This is a genomic window from Roseimarinus sediminis (assembly GCF_050433125.1).
In the GTDB taxonomy this organism is placed as follows: domain Bacteria; phylum Bacteroidota; class Bacteroidia; order Bacteroidales; family Prolixibacteraceae; genus Roseimarinus; species Roseimarinus sediminis.
The window spans coordinates 1-24,776 of sequence record NZ_JBNPXV010000007.1 but is presented as its reverse complement, the minus strand read 5'-3'; the positions used below and the strand labels follow the sequence as shown (position 1 = coordinate 24,776).

Here is a 24,776-nt window from a genome sequence, read left to right as displayed (position 1 = left end):
ATATGAAATCTGTGTTAACAAAATATTACACAACATATCCCGAATAATTCAAACAAAACAAACGAAACGATTGTTTTTCTTTCTGAAGTCTTAAGATCATAATAAAAATTATTCAATATGGCTAATCTAACAACATCTTACATGGGTATCGGCTTGAAAAACCCAATCATTCTGGGTGCAAGCAACATGGTAAACGATATCGACCAGATCAAAAGAGCAGAAGAAGCAGGAGTATCTGCGGTAGTTTATAAATCGTTATTCGAAGAGCAGATTCAACTTGAAAGCTTACAGCTCGATGAGGACATTCATGAATACGACTATCGCAATGCGGAGATGGAAAAGATTTTTCCTTCAATTGAACACGCCGGGCCACAGGAACACTTGCTGGCCGTGCGTAAACTAAAGGAGCAGCTCTCCATTCCTGTTATTGCAAGCATCAATGCCATTTACAATCCAACCTGGGTTGAATATGCTCAACTGCTCGAAGAAACCGGAGTCGACGGACTGGAAATCAACTTCTACCGTGTTCCCATTGCTGCCGATGCCGATGCCAGCATGATTGAAGAGCATCAACTGAACATTCTGAAAGAAATCAAGAAGGAAGTTAAACTTCCGGTGAGTGTTAAGCTAAGCACTTTCTACACCAATCCGCTGCACTTTATCAAACAACTCAGCAAGAACGGGGCCGATGCAGTCGTTGTTTTCAACCGCTTTTTTCAACCCGACATCAACACCGAAAGCGAAACCTTTCATTTTCCATGGGAACTGACCAAGACCGGAGATTACCAGGTCACATTGCGCTATGTGGGTCTTTTATTTAATAAGATCAAATCGAACATCATTGCCAACCGGGGCATCAAAACCAGCGACGATGTCGTTAAAATGTTGCTTGCCGGTGCCGATGCAGTGCAAATGGTAAGTGCCTTCTACGAACATGGCACCGGTCATGTGAAGAAAGTACTGGAAGAACTCGAAGGCTGGATGGATCAGAAAGGATATCAATCGATTGCTGACTTCAAAGGCAAGCTTTCAAAAGATCAACTGAACGATGAATATGCATACAAACGTGCACAATACATCGACATCCTGAAAAATTCAGGCGAAATTCTGAAAAAATATCCATTACGATAAGTTTTGCATTTTCATGTTTTAGTTTAAGGGGAGGTTCACGGCTAGGATCTCCTCTTTTTTATTTCCGCATCCATCAGGATGTTGTATTCTTTTACCAAAGTTTGCAGGATGGGATGCTTCACATTGAAATGGTACTGCCCTATACAACACACCGGCAATACCTTTGGTGAGGTTCCGGTAATAAAAAGCGCATCGGCCTGCTCCAGTTGCTCAAGGGTAAATGCCTTAAAATGGATGGGATAATTTAACTTCCTGCTCAATTCAAGTACCCTGGTCAGGGTAATCCCCCGAAGTACCTGCTTCAATGGGGCGGTATACAACTCGTTGTTGCTGATGAGCACCAAATTCGAACGGCTGCCTTCGGTCAGCTCATTGTTTCGGTTCAGCAGGAGTACTTCGTAAACGCCCGTTTCGGCGATGATTTGATTGGCTGCCTGACGTACTGTGCTTTGAACCACTTTGGCCGGGGGCCTGACTCGTTCGGCATGCAACACGCCCGCTTCGATCCCCCCTTCATATTGCTGTTCGGTGGGATAAACATGAGGAATGAAACGGATCAGTATGCCGGGTTTTTCACTGCCAATAAAAATGGTGATCATCACATTGCCTTCAGCCACATGATTGGCTTTAGCCAGACTGATTACCCTGTCGAGCATTTCATTTGATCGGGCTTCCAGCGTACAGCCCATCAAACGGCAGGAAGCAAGGAGGCGCTGCCAGTGATCATCCCAGAACAAGGGTACAAAACAAATCAGTCGTAGTACCTCGTACACCCTGGTACTGTCCTCATAAAAGGGATCCGCCCAATCCGCTTCATTCACCAGCTGTCCGTTCCAAATCAGCATTTGCTTCTTTTCATTCATTTTATAAGCAGCTAATTCAATTAAATAATACAATCAAAGATATAAATACACAGGCGCATTACAAGGTACTTCGGTAATTTATAAAAAAGCTTAAAACGATTGATTTTGCCTGCAATATAAAGTACCTTGTATAGGCAATCATCTTTTTTAATTCAACTTTTAACATTAGAGCCATGGATACAAAAATGAAAGAAAAAAAGATACACCTGCACTACTGGGGAAATCAAAAAAATACGGAAACAAGAGCAGTAAGCAGCCAATTCCCTCCACCTAAGTTGCCCTACTCTTATTCTGCTTTATCTAAAATAGCGGATGCTACCAACATCAAGGACCACTATTTTAATTTTCACTGGCGCAGTTTTGAAGTCTTGCTTGATGAACTGGCCCATATCGACCCGCAGCCTCAGAGCATTATCCAACTCCTGCAACATCCCGACGACTATCCCGATGAACTGGTTGATTCGGCCGCCGCAGTATATAACCATCAGTCGTTTTGGGATAATTTAAGTCCTTATTGTGGCATTGCCTCCATCGATTTATTAGCCGAAATCAACAGCCGCTTTGGCACTTTCTACCGCTTAAAGGATGAACTGATTCGTTCGGGAAGTACAATCGATGAGCAGGGATGGCTTTGGTTGGTATTGAACAAGCATGGAAAGCTTGATATTACGAATACGCCCCACAACCTGAACCCGCTAATGAAACATAAAAATAAAGCAGGAAGCCCGCTTTTGGCCATCGACCTGTGGGATCATGCTTATGAAAACAAGTTTCACAACAATACAACGGCGTATTTAAATGCAGTTTGGGGAATTATCAACTGGAGCGAAGTCAGTGCACGTTTCAAACAATTGAAATGAAGCAAGTGCTTGTGTAATCAATCGAGATCGACATAGAGTGGCGACTTAATTATAAATTGCATGATTTGCCCGGGTTGGAAATAAAAGCGCTTTTTAAAATTCAGATAGTTGTGTGAAACATCAGCATCTTCAAACACATACTTTGAGAAATCGTTGATCTGAAAGCCCAATCCTTTGTTGATGGCCAGCAGGTCAACCCGGTTTTCTATCAGGCGACGCTGATTTTTGTTCAGATAGCGAACACCCAAGGCAATGACTTCCAATGTGTTTCTCCCTGAGTAATCTAAAACATGGGCCAGCTCATGACCAAATACACCAACCTGGGCATTCAGCGGAAGTTCTTCAAACAGCACACCATCGAAACCCTCTTTTTCCTTGTCGACGACAATCAGATAAGTACGCTGGTCGCGCTGGTGCAAAAAGAAATCCCACCGGGGACGGCACTGCATGGTTGTTTTGATATCCCTGCGAACCACCTTTATTTTTAAGTGCTTCAATTCTGGAAAGTATTCAAGTGCCGCCAGAAACTGAGGCATCAGTTCTTCTGTAACTTCCTTGTTGCTTCCCAGTTCCTGCCATAAGCGATCGAGTTTAACTTCTATTGAATCCTTGTGAATATTCTGAACAGGTTCAACCCCTTTAACAAAAAACGATGCAATGAGCATCGGTAATAACACCAGCACGTATCTCATACTCCCCAAAATTTATGATCTTTTCTTTTCCCCTAAAAAGACAAGTGAGCCATGAAGATACTAAAACTTTGGAAAGCAATGAAATGTTTATGTACAGAAAGCAACCGGTTTTTGGAATAACAGTTGACAATTGCCTTACAAGGCTAAAGTTGGAAATGTTGCTGACAAGGGGGTTCAGGCATTAGAACAGCACTTACTAAATATCGGAAACAGACCATGTTAATCTTTGATTAAGTTTTTCAGCCTGCTGATTACCTAAGATGATGATTGTTGCATCCGGATTTGCCTGGCTAAAAGGAATCGTACCATTCATCCTACTCGATGGCAAACCTGCGAATCAGCAGACTGTTCACCGGCTCGGGATATTCAATATCGGAAAGAAACAGGCCACATCCTGGTACCGATGCCCCTGCACGACTTCGATCTTTCATTTCAATAATCTGTTTGAATTCATCCAGCGTGATTTGCCTTAGCCCCACCTTTAACAGCGTCCCCACAATGGCCCTTACCATGTTGCGCAAAAAGCGGTCGGCTTTGATCTCAAAAACCAGCAAATCATGCTTCTGCTGCCATTCAGCCTTCATGATCAAACAGTTGTTGGTTTTCACATCGGTATGCAGCTTACTAAACGATGTAAAATCGACATAGTCGAATAAACTGCGCGCAGCTTCGTTCATCAGTTCAACATCGGGCTTCGATGGAAGAAAAACGGTAATGTCGTTTCCAAAAGGTTGTTTCTGGCTTGCAAAATAATAATGATAAGTACGCGACAAAGCACTAAAACGGGCATGCATCGATTCGTCCACCCTGAAAATAGTATCAACCCTTACATCGTTGGCTAAAAAACTGTTCAGTTTAAACACCAGGCGGCCACAATCAGCAATTTCGTTTTCAGTTTCGAAATGCGCCACAAAGAAAGAAGCATGAACTCCGGTATCGGTACGACCTGCACCAACGAGATTAATATCTTCGCGTAAAATGGTTGAAAAAGCCTTGTTCAGGGTTTCCTGTACCGTCATGGCATTGGGCTGAAACTGCCATCCGTGATAAGCTGTGCCATTGTAGGCTATTTGTACAAAATATCGTTGCATTCGTTTTTGGCTTTCTTTGCAAAGATATAACAGCGCGATGAATTGCCTTGCGCAAACTGATAAAATGGCACATTCTGCGCACTTTTCTTTTTACATTTTTTCACTAACTCAGGCCATAAGTTAAAAACCACATTGCCCACTCAACTCCTAAACATTGCTATACTGCTACTTAACAATGTATTTCACTTAATTTTACTTAACATTTTTTAACGGCACAACATTTCTGTAAATTTGGCAATCTTTTAATTTCGTGGTTCGAAAAAACAGGAGGAATAAAAACAAAACTCCTTTCATCTTTTTTTGTTTTACCATTGCATTTAATCAGTAACAACTAAGTACCATTAATAATTTAACAATATGACAATTAGTACAGATATCAGGGCTTTGAACGAGAAGATTGAAAAGGAAAGCCAGTTTGTCGACCTGCTTACCATGGAAATGAACAAGGTCATCGTTGGACAGAAACATCTGGTTGAAAGTTTGCTTATCGGTTTACTTTCCGACGGGCACATTCTGCTTGAAGGAGTTCCGGGACTGGCCAAAACACTGGCCATTAACACCCTTGCAAAAATTGTGAATGCTGATTTTGCCAGGATCCAGTTCACCCCCGATCTCTTGCCTGCCGACTTGTTGGGTACCCTTATCTACAGTCAGAAAAATGAAGAATTTGTAGTAAAGAAAGGACCTATCTTTACCAATTTTGTACTCGCCGACGAAATTAACCGGGCCCCGGCCAAGGTTCAATCGGCTTTGCTCGAAGCCATGCAGGAACGACAAATCACCATTGGCGATCAAACCTATCCACTCGAAGAACCCTTTTTGGTGATGGCCACCCAAAACCCCATTGAGCAGGAAGGAACCTATCCTTTACCCGAAGCACAGGTTGACCGTTTTATGTTGAAAGTGGTGATTTCGTATCCGAAGAAGGATGAAGAAAGACTGATCATCCAGCAAAACCTGCTGAAGAAATTCCCAAGCCCCAATACGGTACTGACACCCGAGGACATTATCAGGGCACGTGATGTGGTTCGTGAAGTGTACATGGATGAGAAAATTCAGAAGTACATCGTCGACATCGTTTTTGCCACACGTACTCCGGCCGAATACCAACTGGAAAAATACAGCGACATGATCAGCTACGGAGCATCACCCCGTGCAAGTATCAGTCTGGCACAAGCTGCAAAAGCCTATGCATTTATCAAACGAAGGGGTTATGTAATTCCCGAGGATGTCAGGGCGGTATGCCACGATGTACTCCGCCACCGTATCGGACTGAGTTATGAAGCCGAGGCCAATAACCTCAGCACTGAAGAAATCATCAGCGAAATTCTGAATACGGTAGAAGTTCCATAGCAATAGCATTACAGCTACCAGGAGGAGGAAGTTGAAATCCTCACCAACATGCAATGAAGAATAAACACAGACAGCTGTTTTAACTTTTATCCCTAAGTGAAAAGGGCATCTTATGGAACATACCGAGCTATTAAAAAGAGTCAGAAAGATTGAGATTAAAACGCGGGGCTTATCGCGTAATATCTTTGCGGGGGAATACCATTCGGCCTTCAAAGGCCGTGGTATGGCCTTCAGCGAAGTGCGCGAATATCAGTTTGGCGACGACATCCGGAACATCGACTGGAATGTTACTGCCCGCTACAACAAACCCTTTGTTAAGGTTTTTGAAGAAGAACGCGAACTGACAGTCATGATGCTGATTGATGTGAGTGCTTCACGAAATTTTGGCACCTGGGATAAATACAAAAAGAATGTTATTACAGAAATTGCTGCTGTGCTGGCATTTTCTGCAATACAAAACAACGACAAGATTGGTGTCATCTTTTTTTCCGATCAAATTGAGAAATTTATCCCGCCCAAAAAGGGCAAGAGTCACATTTTGCGTATCATCAGGGAGCTGATCGATTTTGAGCCCGAAAGCAAGGCAACCAACCTGACCAATGCACTGGAGTACCTCACCAATGCCATCAAAAAGCGATGCACTGCCTTTATAATTTCCGATTTCATCGATGAAAATCATCACTTACAAAAGGCACTCAGCATTGCCAATAATAAGCACGATGTGGTCGGACTAAGGGTATTCGATGAGCGCGAGGCTGAATTGCCATCCATCGGCATGATCAAACTGAAAGATGCCGAAACCGGAAAATATACCTGGGTCGATACTTCGAGCAGTAAAGTAAGAGGTGCCTATGCCCATTGGTGGAAACAACTCAGCACCCAGCTCGACGAAGCCTTTACAAAAACCGGTGTCGATTATGTGAATATCAACACCCGCGAAGATTACGTTAAATCACTCATGACCCTTTTCAAAAAAAGAGGCAAATAATAATGATGAAGAAAACATTCATAAAAGGCATATTGGCTGTACTTAGCATGTTTTGGTTTTTTCCGGGCTTTGCTCAGGAAATCAAAACACGGGCAGTACTCGACAGCAATATCATACTGATTGGTGATCAGGTAAAACTGCATCTTGAAATTGAATTTCCCGACAGCATCGAATTCTTGTTTCCGGTGCCTGCCGATACGCTAATTCAATCGGTTGAAATTGTTGAACGCATGCAGCTTGATTCCATTCCGCTGGAAAATAACAGGCTCAGATTGTCTCAGGATTTTCTGATCACCTCGTTCGATACCGGAAGGCACGAAATACCACCGTTTTACTTTTCTTTCAATTTCAACGGGATGAGCGATTCGGTGCCATCGAATGCTGCCATGCTGCACGTGTTTACCCTGCCAAAACTCGATTCGCTGATGAACGCCCTGCAGGGCCCCATCGATATTAAGGATCCCTACGAAGCACCAGTCAGTTTCAAGGAAGTAGCACCCTGGATTTTTGGTACACTTTTGCTTGCCGGACTGATTTTCTTAATACTCTATGCCATCAAACGCAAAAAGAACAATCAGCCTGTTTTTGCTTTTCCACAAAAGCCCAAAGAACCGGCACACATCATAGCCCTCAGGGAACTTGACCGCATCAGGGAGCAGAAAATATGGCAACAGGGCAATGTAAAGCAGTTTTACAGCGAGGTAACCGACACGCTGCGCGACTACATCGAGGACCGTTTTGGGATCAGAGCACCCGAACTAACCACCGACGAAATCATTGCTGCCTTTAAGTACCGCAACGATTTGATTGACAAAGCTGTTTTCGACAACCTCGTTAACCTGTTAAGCACGGCCGACCTGGTGAAATTCGCCAAATTTGAACCGCTGCCCGACGACAATAATCTTACCCTGGTGAATGCCTACTTCTTTGTGAATCAAACGAAGCTTGAGGTAAAGGAACTTAAGCCGGAGGCGAATGATGAAGGTGAAGGAGATGAAGTGACTTTAAAATAGAAAAAAATGTTCAACTATACTTACGCACATCCCGACCTGTTTTATCTCTTATTGGGACTGATCCCGATGATTGCCTGGTATTTGTTCAGGCAGAAAAAGTTCAGTGCCAGTTTGCAGCTAAGTACCATCAGGGGGCTTGAAAATGCACCCAAAACCTGGAAACACTATTTGCGACATTTGTTGTTTATTTTCAGAGTACTGATACTTGCACTGCTGATTGTTGTACTGGCCCGTCCGCAATCGACCGAGAACTGGGAAAATGTATCGACCGAAGGGATTGACATAGTGATGGCCGTCGACGTTTCGACAAGTATGCTGGCCCGCGACCTGAAACCCGACCGGCTTGAAGCAGCCAAAGATGTGGCTACTCAGTTCATTGCCGGAAGGCCTTACGACCGGATCGGGCTGGTAGTTTTCAGCGGCGAATCGTTTACCCAGTGCCCCTTGACAACCGATCATGCGGTAGTAAGCAACCTGCTTCGCGAAACCCGTACCGGTATACTCGAAGACGGAACAGCCATCGGCAACGGGCTGGCAACAGCGGTGAATCGTTTAAAGGAAAGCGATGCCATTAGCCGCGTGGTCATTTTACTCACCGATGGTGAGAACAACCGTGGTGAAATTCCGCCACTCACAGCCGCCGAGATTGCAAAAACCTTTGGCATTCGTGTTTATACCATTGGCGTTGGAACGGTAGGAACCGCCCCCTATCCTTTTGAAACTCCCTTTGGTACCCGTATTCAACAGGTTCCGGTAAAAATTGATGAAGAAGGCTTGCAAAGCATTGCTGACATTACAGGAGGAAAATACTTCAGGGCAACCAACAATGAAAAACTTCAACAGATTTATGAAGAAATTGATGCCCTGGAGAAGTCAAAAATAGAAGTGAAGGAATTTAGCAAAAAGCAGGAAGAATTTCAACCTTTCGCACTGGCAGCATTGATACTGCTGGTACTGGGAATTCTTTTGAAAATATCGGTATTCAGAAACATACCGTAGCATGAATTATTAAAAACAGAAAAAACTGCTTACATGGAAATGTTCAGGTTTGCCAATCCCGCATATTTAACTGCCTTGGGAATCATACCAATTCTCATCGTACTCTATATTGTATTTCGAAAAAAACGAAACAGTGCACTCAGGCGCTTTGGAAATCCCGAAATGCTGGCACCACTGATGCCCAATGCCTCGGGTGCCCGACCAGGATGGAAATTCTTTATTCTAATGCTGGCCATGGCCTTTCTGATTACCGCTCTTGCACGTCCTCAGTTTGGTTCAAAGTTGCAGAAAATCAAACGGGAGGGCATTGAGCTGATCATTGCACTCGATGTATCGAACAGCATGATGGCCGAAGACATTCAGCCCAACCGGCTCGAAAGGGCTAAGATGGCTATCTCACGGCTCACCGAAAGGCTCACCAATGACAAAATCGGACTCATTGTCTTTGCCGGAGATGCCTATACACAATTGCCCATTACCACCGACTATGCCTCGGCCAAACTGTTCATGTCAACCATCAATACCTCCATCGTGCCCCGTCAGGGTACTGCCATCGGGTCGGCCATCGAACTGGGCATGCAGTCGTTTACGCCCGAAAGTGAAAGCAGCAAAGCCATCATCATCATTACCGATGGTGAAAACCACGAGGACGATGCGGTGGAGATGGCCAAAATGGCCGCCGAAAACAACATCATTGTACACACCATAGGCATGGGGCTTCCGCAAGGTGCTCCCATTCCTGTTATTGATGCCAATGGAAGAAAGGAATTCAGAAAGGATAAAGACGGTGAAATTGTGGTAACCAAACTCGACGAAAACATGTTGCAGAAAATTGCAGCTGCCGGAAATGGCACCTATGTAAGAGCCAACAATACCGAGGTTGGAATCAATAATATCTTTGACGAAATCAGCAAAATGGAAAAAAGCGAACTCGAATCGAGGGTCTATTCCGAATACAACGATCAGTTCTTTTATTTCATCATTGTTGCCCTTATTTTGCTTGTGCTCGAATTCATTATTCTCGAACGGAAAAACAAGTACCTGAAAAACGTAAAATTGTTTAAATAACAATAAAGCAGAAGAAGAATGAAACGATATATGCTCATTTTAGTGTTTGCCACCATTTCCATCACGGTGTTGGGTCAAAAAGAACGAAAGTTCATCCGCAAGGGAAATGATCTTTACCGACAGGGTATCGAAAACAGTGATTCAACAGCCATCGATTCGCTGAGTTTTGCCAATGCCGAAGTGGAATACCGGAAAGCACTCGATAAAAAGCCCAACGACCTGAAAGCACAGTTCAACATTGGTAATGCCCAGTTCAAGCAACAAAAAATGGCCGAGGCTGCCACTCAGTTTGAGCAAACACTCGAACTTTCAGTCAATAAGGAGGACAAGGCCAAAGTCTGGTTCAACTACGGCAATGCCATGCTGGCCCAGCAGAAACTCGACGAAAGCATCGAGGCTTACAAAAATGCCTTGCGCAACAATCCTTCCGATCTCGAGGCAAAATACAACCTGGAATTTGCACGACGAATGAAACAGCAACAAGAACAGCAGCAACAAAACCAGGATCAGAATAAGGATCAAAATCAGGAACAGAATAAAGATCAGAACAAGGATCAGCAGGATCAAAATAAAGACCAGCAGGATCAAAATAAGGACCAGCAGGATCAGAACCAGGATCAAAACAAAGATCAGCAGGATCAGCAGCAGCAACAAAATCAGCAACAACCCAAAATATCAAAACAAAGTGCCGAGCAAATGCTGAAAGCACTTCAGAACGATGAAAAAGAGACTCAGGAAAAAGTGAAGAAAGCCGAGGCAGCAAAGGCCAAAACAAACCAGCCTGAAATCGACTGGTAGTTTTATCGTGCGGTTTGCAAAAGGCTTTTCACGGTCAATTATTGAAGCTAGTTTTATATTTTTGTAGCATACAAACAATCATCATGATAAGGAAATTATTATTCATCGTATTGTTGTTCACCGGAATCATGGGCCGGGCCGATGAGGTACGTTTTACCATGTCGGCACCCGAAATTGTTACGGTGGGAGAACAGTTCAGCCTGACGCTTTCACTCAATGCCAAAGGAGAAGATTTACGCATGCCCGAACTGGCCAATTTCGACATCCTGATGGGGCCCAGTGTTTCATCCAGCCGGAGTTTTCAAAGCATTAACGGGAAGATGACCCAGTCGGTCAACTACAGCTACACCTATATCCTGCAGGCCAGCCAGGAAGGAAGCTACACGCTGTCACCTGCGACCATTAGTTCAGGCAAAAAAAGATATCAATCCAATGCACTCAGCATAAAGGTAATTCAGGGACGTCAGCCTGCCACTACAGGTGGCGGATCGACTCAGGGTGCACAACAAAACAGCAACGATGCTGCCATTAGCAGTGAACAACTGTTTATTCGCTTTGAAACAGATAAGAAAACCGTTTTTAAAGGTGAAATGATCATGGCCACCTTCAAGTTATACAGTCGTGTGGGGCTTTCGGTTGTCGATCAAAGCATGCCCTCGTTTGAAGGCTTCTGGACCCAGGATATTGATCTGCCCCAGGCCGATCAGACACGCACCCGAGAAGCAGTCGACGGAATTATTTACAATGTATACACCCTGCAGAAAAAAATACTCATTCCGCAACAAAGCGGCAGGCTCACCATCGAACCGGCCGAAATGATTTTCGACGTGCAGCAGCGCGTGCAGCCACAAAGCATCTTCGACGATTTCTTTGGATCGGTGCAAAATGTAAGGACCAAAGCTAGTAGCGAACGGGTAAGCATCACGGTGAAAGATTTACCTCCTGCACCGGCAGGCTTTTCGGGAGCGGTTGGGAAATTCAGCCTGCAATCAAGCATCAACAAGCAGGAAATAAAAGCCAACGAAGCCATTACCCTCAGAACACAGATTGAAGGCAGTGGCAACCTCAAACACCTTTCGGCATTTAAATACAATTTTCCGCCCGACTTTGAGGTGTATGATCCCAATACCACCTACAACATCAGGGCCACTGATGCCGGTCTGACAGGAACAACCACTTTTGAACAGGTGGTGATCCCCCGATTTGCCGGCGAATTCATTATTCCTTCGCTTCCCTTTGTTTATTTCGATCCCGGAACAAAGAAATACGTCACATTGAATACACGTGAATTCGCGATAAAGGTTGAAAAGGGAGCCGATGATCAGCATACTACAGTGGTGAGTTCGATTTCGAAAGAAGATGTGCGCTTTATTGGTCAGGACATCCGCTATATTAATACAGCCAACATTCAACTCAGGCCTTTTGGCGACCATTTCTTTGCTTCGCTGCAATTCTGGTTAATGTATGTGATCTCCTTGCTGCTGTTTATTATTCTGGTACTTGTTTTAAGGAAAAAAGCGCGCGAAAATGCCAATGCAGCGTTGATGCGCAACAAAAAAGCGAGCAAAATTGCCCGTAAACACCTGAAGGCAGCTTCGCTTTGTGCCAAAAACAACAATACCGACGATTTCTATGAAGCCTTACTTAAAGCATTTTGGGGCTATTTAAGCGACAAACTCAATTTACCCATATCGGAATTGAGTCGCGATAATGCCCGCAGCACTTTAAGTTCTCACAATGTCGACAACAGCACCATTGATGAATTCATGCAGCTGATCGACACCTGCGAGATGGCTCGTTTTGCACCTTCAGCTGTCGACCAGTCGGTTGCCGAGTTATACAAAAAAGGTGAAGAAATGATTGGTAAATTTGAAAAACAAATTCGTAAAAAGTAGGATCATGAACAAACTGATCAACACCACCCTGTTTCTTTTTACTGCTTTTTTTGCATGGGCCACACCGGCCGATTCGCTGCAAAAAGCCAATCAGCTTTATGCCGGCGAAGCCTACGAAGCAGCCATTAACAGCTATGAAAATATTATTGACAGCGGATACGAATCGGCAGCGCTTTATTACAACCTGGGAAATGCTTATTTCAAAAGCAATCAGCCCACCCGGGCCATACTGAATTATGAAAGGGCCCGTCTGCTTGATCCTTCGAACGAAGACATCCTGTTTAATCTTGAACTGGCGAACCAGTTTGTAGTTGACAAAATAGAAGCACTGCCGCAGCCATTTTTTGTGAAGTGGTTCGAAACGATGGCCGACCTGCTAAAAAGCGATGAATGGGCCGTAATAAGTATTGGCAGCTTTATTTTGATGCTCATTCTCGCTGCACTGTACCTCTTTTCGAGGGTTCAGACGGTAAGAAAAACAGGTTTTATGCTGGCTGTTTTCATGCTGGTACTAGCGCTTTTCTCCTTTTCGATGGCCCGGAAACAGTATTTACAAACCATCGACCATCAGCATGCCATTATTTTCACTCCTACTGTTACCGTAAAAGCATCGCCAGCTGAAAGTGGTACCGATTTGTTTGTAATTCACGAAGGCTTAAAAGTTACTATCTCCGACGAGCTGAACGAATGGTATGAAATCAGGCTTGAAGATGGAAACAGCGGCTGGGTAAAGCAAAGTGTCTTACAAATAATCTAATCACAAATGAAAACAGCATTGGTAGCAGGTGCCACGGGCCTGGTCGGCCTGCATCTGGTCGAAGAATTAATTAAAAACAATCAATACAAGAAGGTACTGGTTCTTTCACGCCGAAAAATGAACATCAAGCACCCAAAACTTGAAAACAGAATCATTGATTTTGATCAGCTGGAGGCGCTAAAAGTTGCTGAAAAGATTGATGATTGTTTTTGTGCCCTGGGAACCACGGTTAAAAAGGCAGGAAAAGAAGGACAGCTGAAAGTTGATTATCACTACGTTCTGAATCTTGCCAAATGGTGTTCGGCCCACAGGGTAAGGCGCTTTTTAGTGGTTAGTTCGCAGGGAGCCAGTCATAAGTCACCCTTTTTCTATATGCGTACCAAGGGACAAATGGAAGAAGCGGTGAAAAAGTCGGGCGTTGAAAGTATTTATATTGTAAGACCATCGCTGATCACCGGAAAACGTGAAGAAAGCAGACTGGCCGAAGAAATGGGCTACTACCTATACAAGGCATTTAGTCCGCTAATGATTGGTAAACTGAGAAAAATGAGACCGATAGCAGCAGCACAAATTGCACGCTGCATGATGGTACTGGCCCGAAGGACAGAGAAAGAAATACTTACCATCGAATCGGACGAAATACAGGCCTACTAAGGGCTTAAAACTCTGCCGCAAGCTTCAGATTGAAAGTAATTCCGGTTAAGCGGTTGGGTATGGAATGATTGTTTCCATAAATATCTGAAACAAAGAAATAAGAAGATACATTATCGAGATCCATCAGGTTGAATATTTCAAAACTGAGATCCAACTCCCTGAACTGATTCAGAAAGGTCCAGGCCGTAAGGTTTTTACCTTTACTCACCAGCGAGCGCGTTAAACCTATGTCAACCCGTTTATAACTTTCGATTCTTGCTATCTGGGTATGGCGCTCACTACGTGGCATCCCATAAGGTGCCCCGGTAATGAAATGGCCAATCAAATGCAGCTGATAGGCAGGCAGTCCGGGAAGGTAATCCTGAAAATACATGCTGAATTTAAAACGCTGATCGGTCGGTCGTGGGATATAACCAGGTTCAATCTTTCGTGTTACTACAACTTCATCATTCTCAGTAATCCCGTGAAAAATTCTTTCTCCCTCACTGTTAAAATCAGCAAAGTAGAAATCACCTTCAATATCTTCTTCGGTTTTCATCAGCGACATGCTGATCCACGACTGGGTACCACTTACAAATTCCCCATTGATTTTCAGGTCGGCTCCATAGGCATAACCGTTCGAAATTTCGTCCGACAAATACCTGATACGCACATTTTCAACCTGATAGGGAATCAGATTACGCAAAGCCTTGTAATAGGTTTCAAACGACAAGCTGAACGGACGATCCCAACCCATAAACGAATAATCGACTCCGGCTACTGTTTGGAAGGAACGTGGTGTTTGAATGTCGTAATTCACATGGCCGTCCATGTCCTTTATTTCCCGGTAAAAAGCCGGCTGATGGTACCATCCCATCGACAAACGGGCGATAATGTCCCGCTCGATTCCCGTAGCCAGTGAAGCAGAAAAACGCGGACTGACCGACCAGAGATCGGTAAAGGTCCAGTAATGGGCTCTGATTCCACCGGTAAGCATTAATGTACCAATATCGACGGGAAAGCTGTAGGAATTCTGCACAAAACCGCTGTAACGTTGTTCCTGGTGTTGGTGCAAGGTTTTTACCCGGTAAAACAACTCCACTTTTTCGGGGGAATATGGCAAAGAATAACCTGCCGAATCGCGGTATTCCCATTCATTCATCCGGTCGTTAACATCTTCCTGTTTGAAGGTTACGCCCCACTGCAAAAAGTTATTGTCGCTTTTCACTCCGCCACGATGCGCCACACTTTTTACTGTTGCATCAAGATAGTTGCGTCCATGTTCGTGGTAATACCCTACTCCAATGTTCATTGAACTGTCATCCTGCTCCTCGGTTCCTTCCTTCTGCACTTCGTTAAGCAGATAGTAACCAATGATGTCGAAGGTTTCCTTTTCGCTGGTGTTAAACGCCGAAGCTGTAAATTTCAGGTAAGTCTCCTTTGTGGGCTGATAGGAATAGCTAAGTGCTCCGGTATAAGTCTGATAACGATCAATCTCCTGTCCCTCGAACAAAACAGTCAGTTTGCGCTGATCGTTCCATACACCGGTGGTGGTTTCACGCCGGGTTGGAACAAACTGGTATTTGTTCGACGATGCGGTGCCTAAAAATGTCAAGGCTGATTTTTTGCCCAAAGCATAGGTAAAATAACCCTGGTAATCGATAAAGGATGGATTGTAGTATCCCTTTTCCTCGAGTGAGCCCAGCATGTAGCTAAACGTTTTGTACCTGATGCCCATGTTGTAGGTAAATTTTTTGTTCTTGCTGATGTTTTCAACATGTGCTTTTGCACCCAGCAGACTGAGCGAAGCCGATGCACTGAACTCGGTGGGTCGGTGGTATTTGATATCGAGCACCGACGACATTTTATCTCCATATTTGGCATCGAAGCCCCCGGCCGAAAACTCAATCGACGACACCATGTCGGTGTTGACAAAACTCAGCCCTTCCTGCTGACCTGCCCTGATCAGATAAGGTCGGTAAACTTCTATGTCGTTTACATACACCAGGTTTTCATCAAAATTCCCTCCCCTTACCGAATACTGATTACTTAGTTCATTGGTCGAATTCACCCCGGGCAGCGTCGAAATAATGCCTTCAACACTTCCCATTCCGGCACTTGGCAGCGCGTCAACTCCTCTCGGATCAATTCGTACAATGTTGCCCGATGTCTGGGCCCGATCGGTGACCACCACTTCATCGAGCGCCTCACTTTTGGCTTTAAGTGTCACATTGTACTCATGGTTTTCATCAGAACTCAGGGTGATCTTAATTTCTGCAAGCTCATAACCCAGTGATGAAAAACCGACTACAATCTCCCTTCCGGTAGGAACCCTTAGCAGGTATTCGCCTTTGCGGTTACTTACTGTTCCAAAAGGATAGTTTTTTAGCGCTACATTGACCATTTCAACCGGCTTGCCCGCTTCATCACGCACAACACCAAACAAAGTGGCATTGCTGGTTTGCCCGAAAGTGTCATGGCTGGTTGCAAAAAAAACGACAAGGATGAGTAAGTAAAAAATTCGGTTCATGCGATGCAAAAATAATATTTCGATAAACATTTAACGCCATTAACGCTGTTGAATTGTTGTTGTGTAAAGTATATTTGCAAAATAATTTAACGATACCATGCTGTTTGAGTTATTCAGAAAAGGACTGATGATTGGATTACTGGTTTCATTGCCCCTGGGACCACTGGCTATATTAGTAATACAACGTACCGCCAACCGTAATTTCAAATCGGGTTTTTATACCGGGCTTGGAGTTGCTGTTGCCGATTCAATATGGGCACTGGTTGCAGGGTTTAGTGTTTCGTACATAATTACTTTTCTGCGTCAGCACCAGACAAGCATACAAATCATTGGTGCTTTCGTTTTGCTGCTGCTTGGCTTGTATATTTTTAACTCACACCCTTTGGCTGCATTAAAGAAATTCAAGCGCAAAGGTACCAGCCCCATACAGTGTTTCGGATCGGCCATGCTCATCGCTTTTTCAAACCCGATGATTGCCCTGGCATACATCGCTGTATTTGCCAGTGCCAAGGTCGTATTTGACATTCATCACCTGGCATCACCCCTTGTTTTTTCTACAGGTTTTATGATGGGAGCATCGGCATGGTGGCTGGTAGTAACCTACGGCATCAGTCGCTTCAGGCACCACTTTAATCTGCGCATACTATGGTGGTTCAACAAACTTTCGGGTGCTGCCATTATTCTGTTTGTACTGGTAACGACCATTTTGGTGATCATTCGAGGGAATCCTTCGATATAATTCAGTAAAACACTAAGTTTTTTTATCATAAAAAAAAAGCTGCACCGGCAGGGTACAGCTTTTTTATTATGTGCTAATGCTTCTATTCCTTGTATTGCCCGATAACAGTTATTGTTGTACCAGCCACCGCATCGGTAGTTACATTGGCATTGGTAATATGAATAAGGTAATAAGTAGTTTCTACTTTTGTACCCAGGGTCAGGTCGTAGGTTTTACTTTCTTCTGCCGATATTTTCTCCCAACGATCCATATCATCGGCTGCCTCAATGGCCTCAGTCAATGCTTCAAGGCTGGTAATGTTGATCCAGTCTTCAACATCGAGTTCAACAAATTTGTCGGCACCCTTTTTAATTACGGCGCTGGTCGAAGTATTTTCCGTCCAGGTAAGACCAAATTGTTCCAAACCTGTTGCGGCATTGCCACCTACACGTTCCCATTCGAAATCGGCTGCTTCGCTTAACGGAGTTTCATTCTTCGAAATTACCAGTACTTTTGTTTCATTGGTACTTTTAAGTCCATCTTCAACTACAAAGGTTACTGTTGCATTGCCTACAGCCGCACTTTCTGTAACTTTTGCAGTCACTGTAACACTTTCATTATTGGTATCATTAAAAGTGAGATTACTATTCGAAAGTTCAATCCCTGTAGCTGAAACCATGGCTTTAAAATTAGTGAGGCCATTTTCTGCTGATAAGGCAATGCTAAAGTCGACTGAATCGCCAATAAAAATATCGATGCTGTCGGCCGCAGGACTACTTACTGTAATAACAGGACCTTCATCACTTACCACATCATCAATACACGAAGTAAAAAAACCGGCAATGGCTATGAAAAGCATTGCCAACATCACATTATTCTTTCTCATAATTATTAATTTTAATTGAAAAGCTTAAAAAACCAATCGTTTTGCAAAGTTCGTAAATAAAAAAACAAAATACCAGTTTCTGTCAAATTAGTAATCGAAGTACTTTGTTTCACCAAACAGAAACATGCTGATTCTTTTTATTCACACATTTGTAGGCATAGCACGTTATGCGCTATTAAGTAGCATAAACGAATCAAATTAGAATAGGGTATTCGATGAAAAATCTATTCTGTAGATACAAAAAAGCGACATTGCACAAAAACATCTGCTTGTTCGTATTGAAAAAAGAAATGTAAAATATTATATGTTAAAAAAAGACGATGTTTTTTTTAGTTTTGTAGCACAAGATAACACAATAGAGAAAGTATCTGAATGAATTACACATTTTTTGATCTGCTAAGACTCATCGGCTCGCTTGCCTTTTTTCTCTTTGGCATGAAGCTCATGAGCGAATCGTTGCAAAAAGTTGCCGGCGATAAAATGCGAAACATTTTGGGAGCAATGACATCCAACCGTTTCAAGGGAGTATTAACCGGCGTCTTAATTACGGCCATAATACAAAGCTCATCGGCAACAACGGTAATGGTGGTAAGTTTTGTCAATGCAGGTTTGCTAAATCTGGTTCAGTCGATTGGTGTAATAATGGGTGCTAATATTGGAACAACCGTCACAGCATGGCTGATATCCCTGCTGGGTTTTAAAATCGATATCAGTGCTTTTGCCCTGCCATTAATTGGCCTGAGCTTACCATTGGTATTTTCGAAACTGGCAAAACGAAGATCAATAGGCGAACTGGTTGTAGGCTTTGCCATGATATTCATGGGCCTTTCGTACCTCAACAGTTCGGTTCCCGATATCAACAGCAACCCCGACATTCTTTCCTTCATTACCAATTACTCCTCGTCGGGCTATTGGTCCATTCTCTTTTTTCTGGCTACCGGAACAGCCATTACACTGGTTTTGCAATCATCGAGCGCAGCCATGGCGCTTACACTGGTAATGTGCTACAACGGATGGATCGGTTTTGACATGGCAGTAGCCATGGTGCTGGGACAAAATATTGGAACGACGATAACCGCCAATCTGGCTGCATTAGTAACCAATTCCACTGCCAAGCAAGCTGCTATGGCTCATCTCTTGTTCAATGTATTTGGGGTAATTATTGCCATGCTGCTTTTCAGACCATTCGAAAATGTGGTTTTTGCTATTATGAATATTTTTGATCTCACATTACCCAATACAGCAAACGGTCAAAGTATTCAGCAAGCCAATGCAGCAATGCCCCTTGCCCTGTCGATTTACCACACGGTATTCAACATTGTAAATACCTTATTGCTCATTTGGTTTGTAAGCCCCATTGCCAGTCTGGTGAAACGTATTATTCGTACAAAAGACGACGATGATGTGGTTTTCAAATTAAATTACATCAATACAGGGCTTATGAGCTTCGACGAGCTTTCGGCTTTGCAGGCACGTAAAGAAATTGATGTTTTCATGCAACGCACCAAACGCATGTATCAAATGGTGAAAGAAATGCTGCTTGAAGACAAGCCAAAAAAACTTGATAAAACCATTGCACGAGTTCAAAAATACGAGGAAATCGCTGATCGTATGGATGAAGAGATTGTAAGCTTTCTCACCCAGATCACCCGAAGTGATGTTAGTAAAAAGACGGCAGCTCAGGCCAGTGCCATGATTAAACTCGTAAGTCGTATTGAAAGTATCAGCGATTCATGTTACCTGATGGCACAACTGATTATGGCATCGAAAAGCAGGAAATCATCCTTCAACAACGAAATGATTCAGAATTTGCAGCAAATGTTCGGATCACTTGATATTGTAGTTGAAAAAATAGAAAGGATGCTGGAAGAAAAATCGAAGCCAATCTACCTCGAAAGTGAGCGAAACTTCCGCGACAAGATCAATGACGATGTTGAACAACTGAATATGGAACACCTGAAAGCAATTAAGAAAGGCAGCTACAAATATAAAATTGGCATCCTGTATTGTGATTTCTTCTCTGAACAGGGCGTTTTGGCCGATCACTGTTATCATGCCTTGAAATACATTGATGAATTGAATGCGGCAAAATAATCAAAGGAAGTGCATCGCATTTGTTGAAAATTTTTATTCAAACAGTAAGAAATTATCATACCAACATTTTTATTGCCATTAGGATCACAGCAAAAATAAGCACGGCTTTAACCAGTTTTTCGCCACGACGAAGTGCGAGTTTTACTGAAATATAGGAACCCAAGGCGTTGCCCAGTGACATAATAATGGCATATAAATAATCGATTTTCCCGTTGAGACCAAAAATTAAAAGAACCGGAAGGGTGTAAATCAAAACAATGAAAATTTTATGCATGTTTACCCTTAACAGATCGAAAGATAATAAATGTCGCAAAACGGCCATAATAATGAATCCGACACCTACCTGAATGAACCCGCCGTAAAAACCAATCAAGATCATCGCCGGATAAATCAACCAACTTTTCCCGATTGCCTGTGCCCTTGCTGTAATCGATTTTTGGGGTAGGAACATGGTCAGAACAATGAAGATCATCACCATACCAAGTATTTTTTGAAACCATTCATTTCCTAAATGAACAGAAAACAGGGAACCGGCAATTGCTCCGGGAATTGCACAGATACCAAGCGTCAAACTGGTTCTAATATCAGTAAATTTTTCAGCCCGATAAGTGATGGCACCCGCTCCGGTTCCAAATAATACCCCTATTCGATTGGTACCATTGGCAATAATGGGTTCAACACCAATAAGTATCAAGGCCCCTATTGTCAGCATTGAACCACCTCCAGCCATCATGTTCACAAAACTGGCCATAAATCCGGCACTAAATAATAAAAGGAGCTTTATCAACTCATCCATACCTGCATTTTAAATTTCACGCCAAATATGATAAATACATTCGTTCAAAACTATTTTTCAGCCTGATCATCGAGGGAAAATAATGTAGTAATGAGCTAAAAAAGTGATTTTTACATGTCAAATTTCGTTTATTCACAGCTTTTATCGATATACTCAACATGGCGATCACGGCTCTTTTTGGTAATAAGTTATTCGTTTTTAAAACATTATAGAGCACAGTCGGATTTTTTGTAAAAAATGGAGGTGATTTATTTGGAGCAAAAAAAATTTCACGTATTTTTGCAGCGCCTTTGACAAACGAAAAGCACGTTGGACAAGGATTGTAAGAATAGATTTTTAGTAAAACCAGTCTAAATAAAAAAGGCGATTTTTTAATCGAAATAGTAAAAAAGTGACCGACTCAGTAGCTCAGCTGGTAGAGCACATCCCTTTTAAGGATGGGGTCCTGGGTTCGAACCCCAGCTGAGTCACTTTTTTCTTTTTATAAAAATGTCAAATAATACATAGTGACCGACTCAGTAGCTCAGCTGGTAGAGCACATCCCTTTTAAGGATGGGGTCCTGGGTTCGAACCCCAGCTGAGTCACAAAAAGCTTCAACGGTAACGTTGAGGCTTTTTTGTTTTATGGAAGGTTTGGTATTATTGGAGAAGCGTATTGTTAATCATAATAATATGGCTTGAAATAAATAATGGTGAGCAGAAAACTACTAACCATTAATTTTTGACCGGGTGAAACATAGGTGAAACAAAATATGCCGTTTATTTCACCAAATTTTCATTAAGTTACGTTTACCGCACCATGTTGACTTGGTGAGAAAATGTAATTTTCAACACTTTCGAAGAAAACATACACTTGAACCTCAACACCTGCACCATACGGTAAAAGTACTTTGGCTGATTCTGTTTCTCTGGTAATTTCGATGTCTTGCAATACATTGACTTCTCCATTACTGATAGCCAAAATACGAAATTCATCGGAGGCAAGTGCGCTACCTGTACCAGAATTGTCCTCCCAAGTAATTGAAACTCCCCCTTCTGTTTCAGCATCATCAGCAATTACAATATTCTCAGGTAATGGTAAATCCCCAACTGAAACTTGTAATTGACTATAATCTCCAATGTCTCCATCAGCATTAAATGCCGATAGATTGGTTTTTGTGAATAAATTGAATCCTGACATCTTTACCGCCTTTTTGTTCCAAATAGGGCGAATAATCGTGTCGATAATCAATTTTGCAAAAGCGACACATGCTGCAAATTTGGTGCGTTGCTTAACTTGTTTCTCCGAATTTGCATCATTGTAGTGATCTGATTTGACTCTAAGGTATGTAATACCTTTCCAGGAGCCACCAACAACATTTCCGATTGTTCCTGAGACTCCTCCTAAAATACCCTGACTAATTCTTCCCATGACTATTAAATTTAAAGAATGAATAAAATTTGTGTTTAACTGTTAATTAGAACTTGGTATAAGTTTATTAAGAATGCGAATCAAGAGTTAAATTGCTAAATTAATAAATGCCGCAGCAAGTTTTCCAAAAGCATGAACTATTAACCCTTTAGTTGATCGCACCTTGCTAGCTTTCTGAATGTCAGCTTTTTCAATTAACCAGTTAAATATAGCCTCAATGGGTTGTCTGACTTTTGAAACTGCTGTTGAAAACAGATCATCTGCCGCTTTAATTCTTTGTTTAATAACTTCATGCATTCCTTTAATGGCTTTTATTGGTGCAAGTGTTTCAGAGTTTCTATTCTTTAACATGCTCTCATTTAAGTCATTCACAAAGTATATTTTATCACCAAAGAAAACCCTATCTTCGATTTCAGCCCACGATTCTTTAAACACGGTAACATCATTGACCGATGCAGGTGTAAACAATATTTGTTCGGGATGGGGTAATTTACCTATCCTTCGGAAACCCAACAGGTGCATTTTTAGCCCATAATAATACATTCCTTTAGTAGAACAATAACCTTTGTCGGTTAGCTCTCTGGCAACTTTCCCTATCCGTTTGCCAGAACAGGTAATAATTGGCATAGAATCCATTAAACTCTGGTTCAGGCAACAGTCTTCTGGTTGATTATCATTTAAAATAATTTCAGTAAGCCTGGTGAAAGCCCCACCAAGTCTGTTTAGCCTATTATTAAAGGCCTGATAGCTTCCAAGCTTTGGAAACCATGACCTTAACCAGTCTGAGGCAAAACGGTAGATGTGTTTTACCTTGGTGTGCCCTGCATGGTTTATGGCATATAGGTATATTGTCATAATTTCTTGATCTGTAAATTCAGGTTGCTTGTTATTACTGAACCGTTCACAATAAAATTGAAGTTCTTCAAATTTCTCACAAACAAAAAAGTAAATTCTTATTAACTTGTCGTCCTTATCCTTGGAAATCATATCTAAATATCGCTTCGAAAACAATATTAAGATACTGATTTCCAGGGATTTAAGCAAATTTAATTGCTTGATTTTCATACATTTAATGAACTTTTTTTATCGTATTTTCAACCCTTGATTCACATTAAGAGTTTATACCCTGACTCTTACTTCGTGGTTGTTTTTTGCCATTTACGTTTTATCCATGCAACAAAAACAGCAGACAAAATACCACTGAGTAAACTGACCAGTGCTTCGATAGAATCGACTACACCTGTAGAAGCTTCACTTGCAGTTTGAACTGTATCGGGGAGAGCTTGTGCTACTCCAAAACTGGATATTGATCCAATTAGAAAATTTCCTATGTTCTTCATGACTAAAAATTTTAAAGATTACTGCATCTTACGGAGAAATGATTTTTAATTCAAAAGAAAGAGGATGGTGTGTATGATTATTCTATGTAATCGATTCTTTTTCTTTAATTTTCGTATGAGTGAAATGAGAATAGAATGTATATGAAACCGATAAACAACTCAAATTTTAGTGGGCAGGCAAAGTCAAGGCTTTTAGGAAAAATACTACCCCCGAGGTACGAGGATGGAGATTTTTTCTAAAACTTGTTTTGGCCTTGATGTGCGGGGGCGTAAAAATATCTTTGTTTTGAGGTTTCATTTTTTGGATTCCACCGTTCTTCTTATTTCTTCGGGTACTTCAGGGAAGGTAGGTTGTTGGAACGAGACAGGATGTTGTTGGAGGGTGGGTGTTGAGGTAGTCTTTACGCACGAGCGGACAAGTGCTGAGGAACGAAGCTCTTGTATTTGCCTCAACCTTTCAAAGTTGAACTAAAAGGCTCTAAAACCAGAGTGAACGAAATGAAGCGAAAAGTAGCGGTCGGGTGTGGAGTGAAACGGAACGTCTGCTGCGGATTGGAGTGGCAATGAAGTGAAAGGCGGTTTTTGTGCCTGGTGTTGTTACAAAGTGCTGCTGGCCGCGACCGGGCAAGTGTAGTAAGGGAATGAGCAAAATGTGGTGAGGGTACGAGCCGCTTTTGGGAATGAGTGAGACTACTCTTGCATTCTGCAATGTCACTTCAATTAGCTCAGGTGTTAAGTTTTGTTTGAGTTTTTGGAGTAGTGAGGTGTTTTAGCCCCTTAAATCATCGGACAAAGATATAGATTTAAATCTGTACTTTTATGACGATGAAAAAGCGAAGTTTTACAAAAGAAGAGAAGCT

At 42.5% G+C, this 24,776-nt stretch carries 22 protein-coding genes and 2 tRNA genes; 15 read left to right on the top strand and 9 right to left on the bottom strand.

The features are described from left to right. The first annotated feature begins 117 nt into the window (after positions 1-117). On the top strand, positions 118-1,131 hold the full coding sequence (locus tag FHS86_RS10295) for a dihydroorotate dehydrogenase-like protein (protein ID WP_429412982.1): 1,014 nt from the start codon (positions 118-120) through the stop codon (positions 1,129-1,131). A gap of 41 nt (positions 1,132-1,172) precedes the next feature. On the opposite strand, the gene FHS86_RS10290 is transcribed toward FHS86_RS10295, so the two are convergent. Next, positions 1,173-1,994: an aminotransferase class IV gene (locus FHS86_RS10290; RefSeq protein WP_429412980.1), complete on the bottom strand. Its 822-nt coding sequence runs from the start codon at positions 1,992-1,994 to the stop codon at positions 1,173-1,175. A 173-nt stretch (positions 1,995-2,167) separates the two neighbouring features. Between FHS86_RS10290 and FHS86_RS10285 the strand changes: the two genes are divergently transcribed. After that, positions 2,168-2,854: a superoxide dismutase gene (locus tag FHS86_RS10285; protein WP_429412978.1), complete on the top strand. Its 687-nt coding sequence runs from the start codon at positions 2,168-2,170 to the stop codon at positions 2,852-2,854. Between the two features lie 17 nt (positions 2,855-2,871). Here FHS86_RS10285 and FHS86_RS10280 read toward each other — a convergent pair whose 3' ends face one another. Further along, positions 2,872-3,546: a hypothetical protein gene (locus FHS86_RS10280; protein WP_429412976.1), complete on the bottom strand. Its 675-nt coding sequence runs from the start codon at positions 3,544-3,546 to the stop codon at positions 2,872-2,874. A gap of 314 nt (positions 3,547-3,860) precedes the next feature. Then, a complete protein-coding gene (truA, locus tag FHS86_RS10275; RefSeq protein ID WP_429412974.1) occupies positions 3,861-4,637 on the bottom strand; it encodes a tRNA pseudouridine(38-40) synthase TruA in 777 nt (258 codons plus the stop codon). 357 nt (positions 4,638-4,994) lie between these two features. On the opposite strand from truA, the gene FHS86_RS10270 reads away from it, so the two are divergent. The 9 genes from FHS86_RS10270 (at position 4,995) to FHS86_RS10230 (ending at position 14,162) form a co-directional block, all read left to right on the top strand. Next, a complete protein-coding gene (locus FHS86_RS10270) occupies positions 4,995-5,990 on the top strand; it encodes an AAA family ATPase (protein WP_429412973.1) in 996 nt (331 codons plus the stop codon). A gap of 112 nt (positions 5,991-6,102) precedes the next feature. Next, positions 6,103-6,978 carry a DUF58 domain-containing protein gene (locus FHS86_RS10265; protein WP_429412971.1) on the top strand — a complete coding sequence of 292 codons (876 nt, stop codon included), beginning with the start codon at positions 6,103-6,105 and terminating at the stop codon, positions 6,976-6,978. Between the two features lie 5 nt (positions 6,979-6,983). Continuing rightward, the gene (locus FHS86_RS10260; protein ID WP_429412969.1) at positions 6,984-7,991 is read left to right on the top strand and encodes a hypothetical protein; all 1,008 of its coding nucleotides are present in this window, start codon (positions 6,984-6,986) and stop codon (positions 7,989-7,991) included. A 6-nt stretch (positions 7,992-7,997) separates the two neighbouring features. Then, positions 7,998-8,990, top strand: coding sequence for a vWA domain-containing protein (locus FHS86_RS10255; protein ID WP_429412967.1), 993 nt, complete (start codon positions 7,998-8,000; stop codon positions 8,988-8,990). Positions 8,991-9,023: 33 nt separating this feature from the next. Then, positions 9,024-10,058, top strand: coding sequence for a vWA domain-containing protein (locus tag FHS86_RS10250; RefSeq protein WP_429412965.1), 1,035 nt, complete (start codon positions 9,024-9,026; stop codon positions 10,056-10,058). Between the two features lie 18 nt (positions 10,059-10,076). Next, positions 10,077-10,856 (top strand): tetratricopeptide repeat protein, encoded by a 780-nt coding sequence (locus FHS86_RS10245; RefSeq protein ID WP_429412963.1) that lies wholly within the window; start codon positions 10,077-10,079, stop codon positions 10,854-10,856. Positions 10,857-10,939: 83 nt separating this feature from the next. Next, a complete protein-coding gene (locus FHS86_RS10240) occupies positions 10,940-12,751 on the top strand; it encodes a BatD family protein (RefSeq protein WP_429412961.1) in 1,812 nt (603 codons plus the stop codon). Between the two features lie 4 nt (positions 12,752-12,755). Further along, complete coding sequence (locus FHS86_RS10235) at positions 12,756-13,508, top strand: SH3 domain-containing protein (RefSeq protein ID WP_429412960.1); 753 nt, start codon at positions 12,756-12,758, stop codon at positions 13,506-13,508. Positions 13,509-13,514: 6 nt separating this feature from the next. Next, a complete protein-coding gene (locus FHS86_RS10230) occupies positions 13,515-14,162 on the top strand; it encodes an NAD(P)H-binding protein (RefSeq protein WP_429412958.1) in 648 nt (215 codons plus the stop codon). Positions 14,163-14,166: 4 nt separating this feature from the next. Here the strand turns inward: FHS86_RS10230 and FHS86_RS10225 are convergent, their stop codons facing one another. Continuing rightward, complete coding sequence (locus FHS86_RS10225; RefSeq protein ID WP_429412956.1) at positions 14,167-16,671, bottom strand: TonB-dependent receptor; 2,505 nt, start codon at positions 16,669-16,671, stop codon at positions 14,167-14,169. 97 nt (positions 16,672-16,768) lie between these two features. Here FHS86_RS10225 and FHS86_RS10220 point away from each other — a divergent pair, with 97 nt between their 5' ends. Next, positions 16,769-17,410: a LysE family translocator gene (locus tag FHS86_RS10220; protein ID WP_429412954.1), complete on the top strand. Its 642-nt coding sequence runs from the start codon at positions 16,769-16,771 to the stop codon at positions 17,408-17,410. A gap of 82 nt (positions 17,411-17,492) precedes the next feature. Here FHS86_RS10220 and FHS86_RS10215 read toward each other — a convergent pair whose 3' ends face one another. Then, the gene (locus tag FHS86_RS10215; RefSeq protein WP_429412952.1) at positions 17,493-18,275 is read right to left on the bottom strand and encodes a hypothetical protein; all 783 of its coding nucleotides are present in this window, start codon (positions 18,273-18,275) and stop codon (positions 17,493-17,495) included. A 372-nt stretch (positions 18,276-18,647) separates the two neighbouring features. On the opposite strand from FHS86_RS10215, the gene FHS86_RS10210 reads away from it, so the two are divergent. Beyond that, on the top strand, positions 18,648-20,369 hold the full coding sequence (locus FHS86_RS10210) for a Na/Pi cotransporter family protein (RefSeq protein ID WP_429412950.1): 1,722 nt from the start codon (positions 18,648-18,650) through the stop codon (positions 20,367-20,369). 55 nt (positions 20,370-20,424) lie between these two features. On the opposite strand, the gene FHS86_RS10205 is transcribed toward FHS86_RS10210, so the two are convergent. Next, complete coding sequence (locus FHS86_RS10205) at positions 20,425-21,165, bottom strand: sulfite exporter TauE/SafE family protein (protein WP_429412948.1); 741 nt, start codon at positions 21,163-21,165, stop codon at positions 20,425-20,427. A 397-nt stretch (positions 21,166-21,562) separates the two neighbouring features. Between FHS86_RS10205 and FHS86_RS10200 the strand changes: the two genes are divergently transcribed. Together FHS86_RS10200 and FHS86_RS10195 are read left to right on the top strand one after the other, a co-directional pair. Next, positions 21,563-21,635: transfer RNA gene (locus FHS86_RS10200), tRNA-Lys, on the top strand. A gap of 42 nt (positions 21,636-21,677) precedes the next feature. Continuing rightward, a tRNA-Lys gene (locus tag FHS86_RS10195) sits at positions 21,678-21,750 on the top strand. Between the two features lie 193 nt (positions 21,751-21,943). Here the strand turns inward: FHS86_RS10195 and FHS86_RS10190 are convergent. From FHS86_RS10190 to FHS86_RS10180, 3 genes are all read right to left on the bottom strand, one after another. Beyond that, entirely contained in the window at positions 21,944-22,576 is a 633-nt protein-coding gene (locus tag FHS86_RS10190) for a DUF6266 family protein (protein WP_429412946.1), read from the bottom strand. Between the two features lie 87 nt (positions 22,577-22,663). Beyond that, the gene (locus FHS86_RS10185; protein ID WP_429412944.1) at positions 22,664-23,641 is read right to left on the bottom strand and encodes a transposase; all 978 of its coding nucleotides are present in this window, start codon (positions 23,639-23,641) and stop codon (positions 22,664-22,666) included. Positions 23,642-23,709: 68 nt separating this feature from the next. Further along, on the bottom strand, positions 23,710-23,916 hold the full coding sequence (locus FHS86_RS10180; protein ID WP_429412942.1) for a hypothetical protein: 207 nt from the start codon (positions 23,914-23,916) through the stop codon (positions 23,710-23,712). Between the last annotated feature and the right edge of the window lie 860 nt (positions 23,917-24,776).

Bases quoted from the DNA above. Each gene is read 5' to 3' on its own strand.
- truA (WP_429412974.1), bottom strand. From the start codon at position 4,637: ATGCAACGATATTTTGTACAAATAGCCTACAATGGCACAGCTTATCAC.
- FHS86_RS10260 (WP_429412969.1), top strand. From the start codon at position 6,984: ATGAAGAAAACATTCATAAAAGGCATATTGGCTGTACTTAGCATGTTT.
- FHS86_RS10190 (WP_429412946.1), bottom strand. From the start codon at position 22,576: ATGGGAAGAATTAGTCAGGGTATTTTAGGAGGAGTCTCAGGAACAATC.
- FHS86_RS10210 (WP_429412950.1), top strand. From the start codon at position 18,648: ATGAATTACACATTTTTTGATCTGCTAAGACTCATCGGCTCGCTTGCC.
- FHS86_RS10235 (WP_429412960.1), top strand. From the start codon at position 12,756: ATGAACAAACTGATCAACACCACCCTGTTTCTTTTTACTGCTTTTTTT.
- FHS86_RS10270 (WP_429412973.1), top strand. From the start codon at position 4,995: ATGACAATTAGTACAGATATCAGGGCTTTGAACGAGAAGATTGAAAAG.
- FHS86_RS10205 (WP_429412948.1), bottom strand. From the start codon at position 21,165: ATGGATGAGTTGATAAAGCTCCTTTTATTATTTAGTGCCGGATTTATG.
- FHS86_RS10215 (WP_429412952.1), bottom strand. From the start codon at position 18,275: ATGAGAAAGAATAATGTGATGTTGGCAATGCTTTTCATAGCCATTGCC.
- FHS86_RS10180 (WP_429412942.1), bottom strand. From the start codon at position 23,916: ATGAAGAACATAGGAAATTTTCTAATTGGATCAATATCCAGTTTTGGA.
- FHS86_RS10280 (WP_429412976.1), bottom strand. From the start codon at position 3,546: ATGAGATACGTGCTGGTGTTATTACCGATGCTCATTGCATCGTTTTTT.
- FHS86_RS10220 (WP_429412954.1), top strand. From the start codon at position 16,769: ATGCTGTTTGAGTTATTCAGAAAAGGACTGATGATTGGATTACTGGTT.
- FHS86_RS10250 (WP_429412965.1), top strand. From the start codon at position 9,024: ATGGAAATGTTCAGGTTTGCCAATCCCGCATATTTAACTGCCTTGGGA.
- FHS86_RS10230 (WP_429412958.1), top strand. From the start codon at position 13,515: ATGAAAACAGCATTGGTAGCAGGTGCCACGGGCCTGGTCGGCCTGCAT.
- FHS86_RS10265 (WP_429412971.1), top strand. From the start codon at position 6,103: ATGGAACATACCGAGCTATTAAAAAGAGTCAGAAAGATTGAGATTAAA.
- FHS86_RS10240 (WP_429412961.1), top strand. From the start codon at position 10,940: ATGATAAGGAAATTATTATTCATCGTATTGTTGTTCACCGGAATCATG.
- FHS86_RS10185 (WP_429412944.1), bottom strand. From the start codon at position 23,641: ATGAAAATCAAGCAATTAAATTTGCTTAAATCCCTGGAAATCAGTATC.
- FHS86_RS10225 (WP_429412956.1), bottom strand. From the start codon at position 16,671: ATGAACCGAATTTTTTACTTACTCATCCTTGTCGTTTTTTTTGCAACC.
- FHS86_RS10245 (WP_429412963.1), top strand. From the start codon at position 10,077: ATGAAACGATATATGCTCATTTTAGTGTTTGCCACCATTTCCATCACG.
- FHS86_RS10255 (WP_429412967.1), top strand. From the start codon at position 7,998: ATGTTCAACTATACTTACGCACATCCCGACCTGTTTTATCTCTTATTG.
- FHS86_RS10295 (WP_429412982.1), top strand. From the start codon at position 118: ATGGCTAATCTAACAACATCTTACATGGGTATCGGCTTGAAAAACCCA.
- FHS86_RS10285 (WP_429412978.1), top strand. From the start codon at position 2,168: ATGGATACAAAAATGAAAGAAAAAAAGATACACCTGCACTACTGGGGA.
- FHS86_RS10290 (WP_429412980.1), bottom strand. From the start codon at position 1,994: ATGAATGAAAAGAAGCAAATGCTGATTTGGAACGGACAGCTGGTGAAT.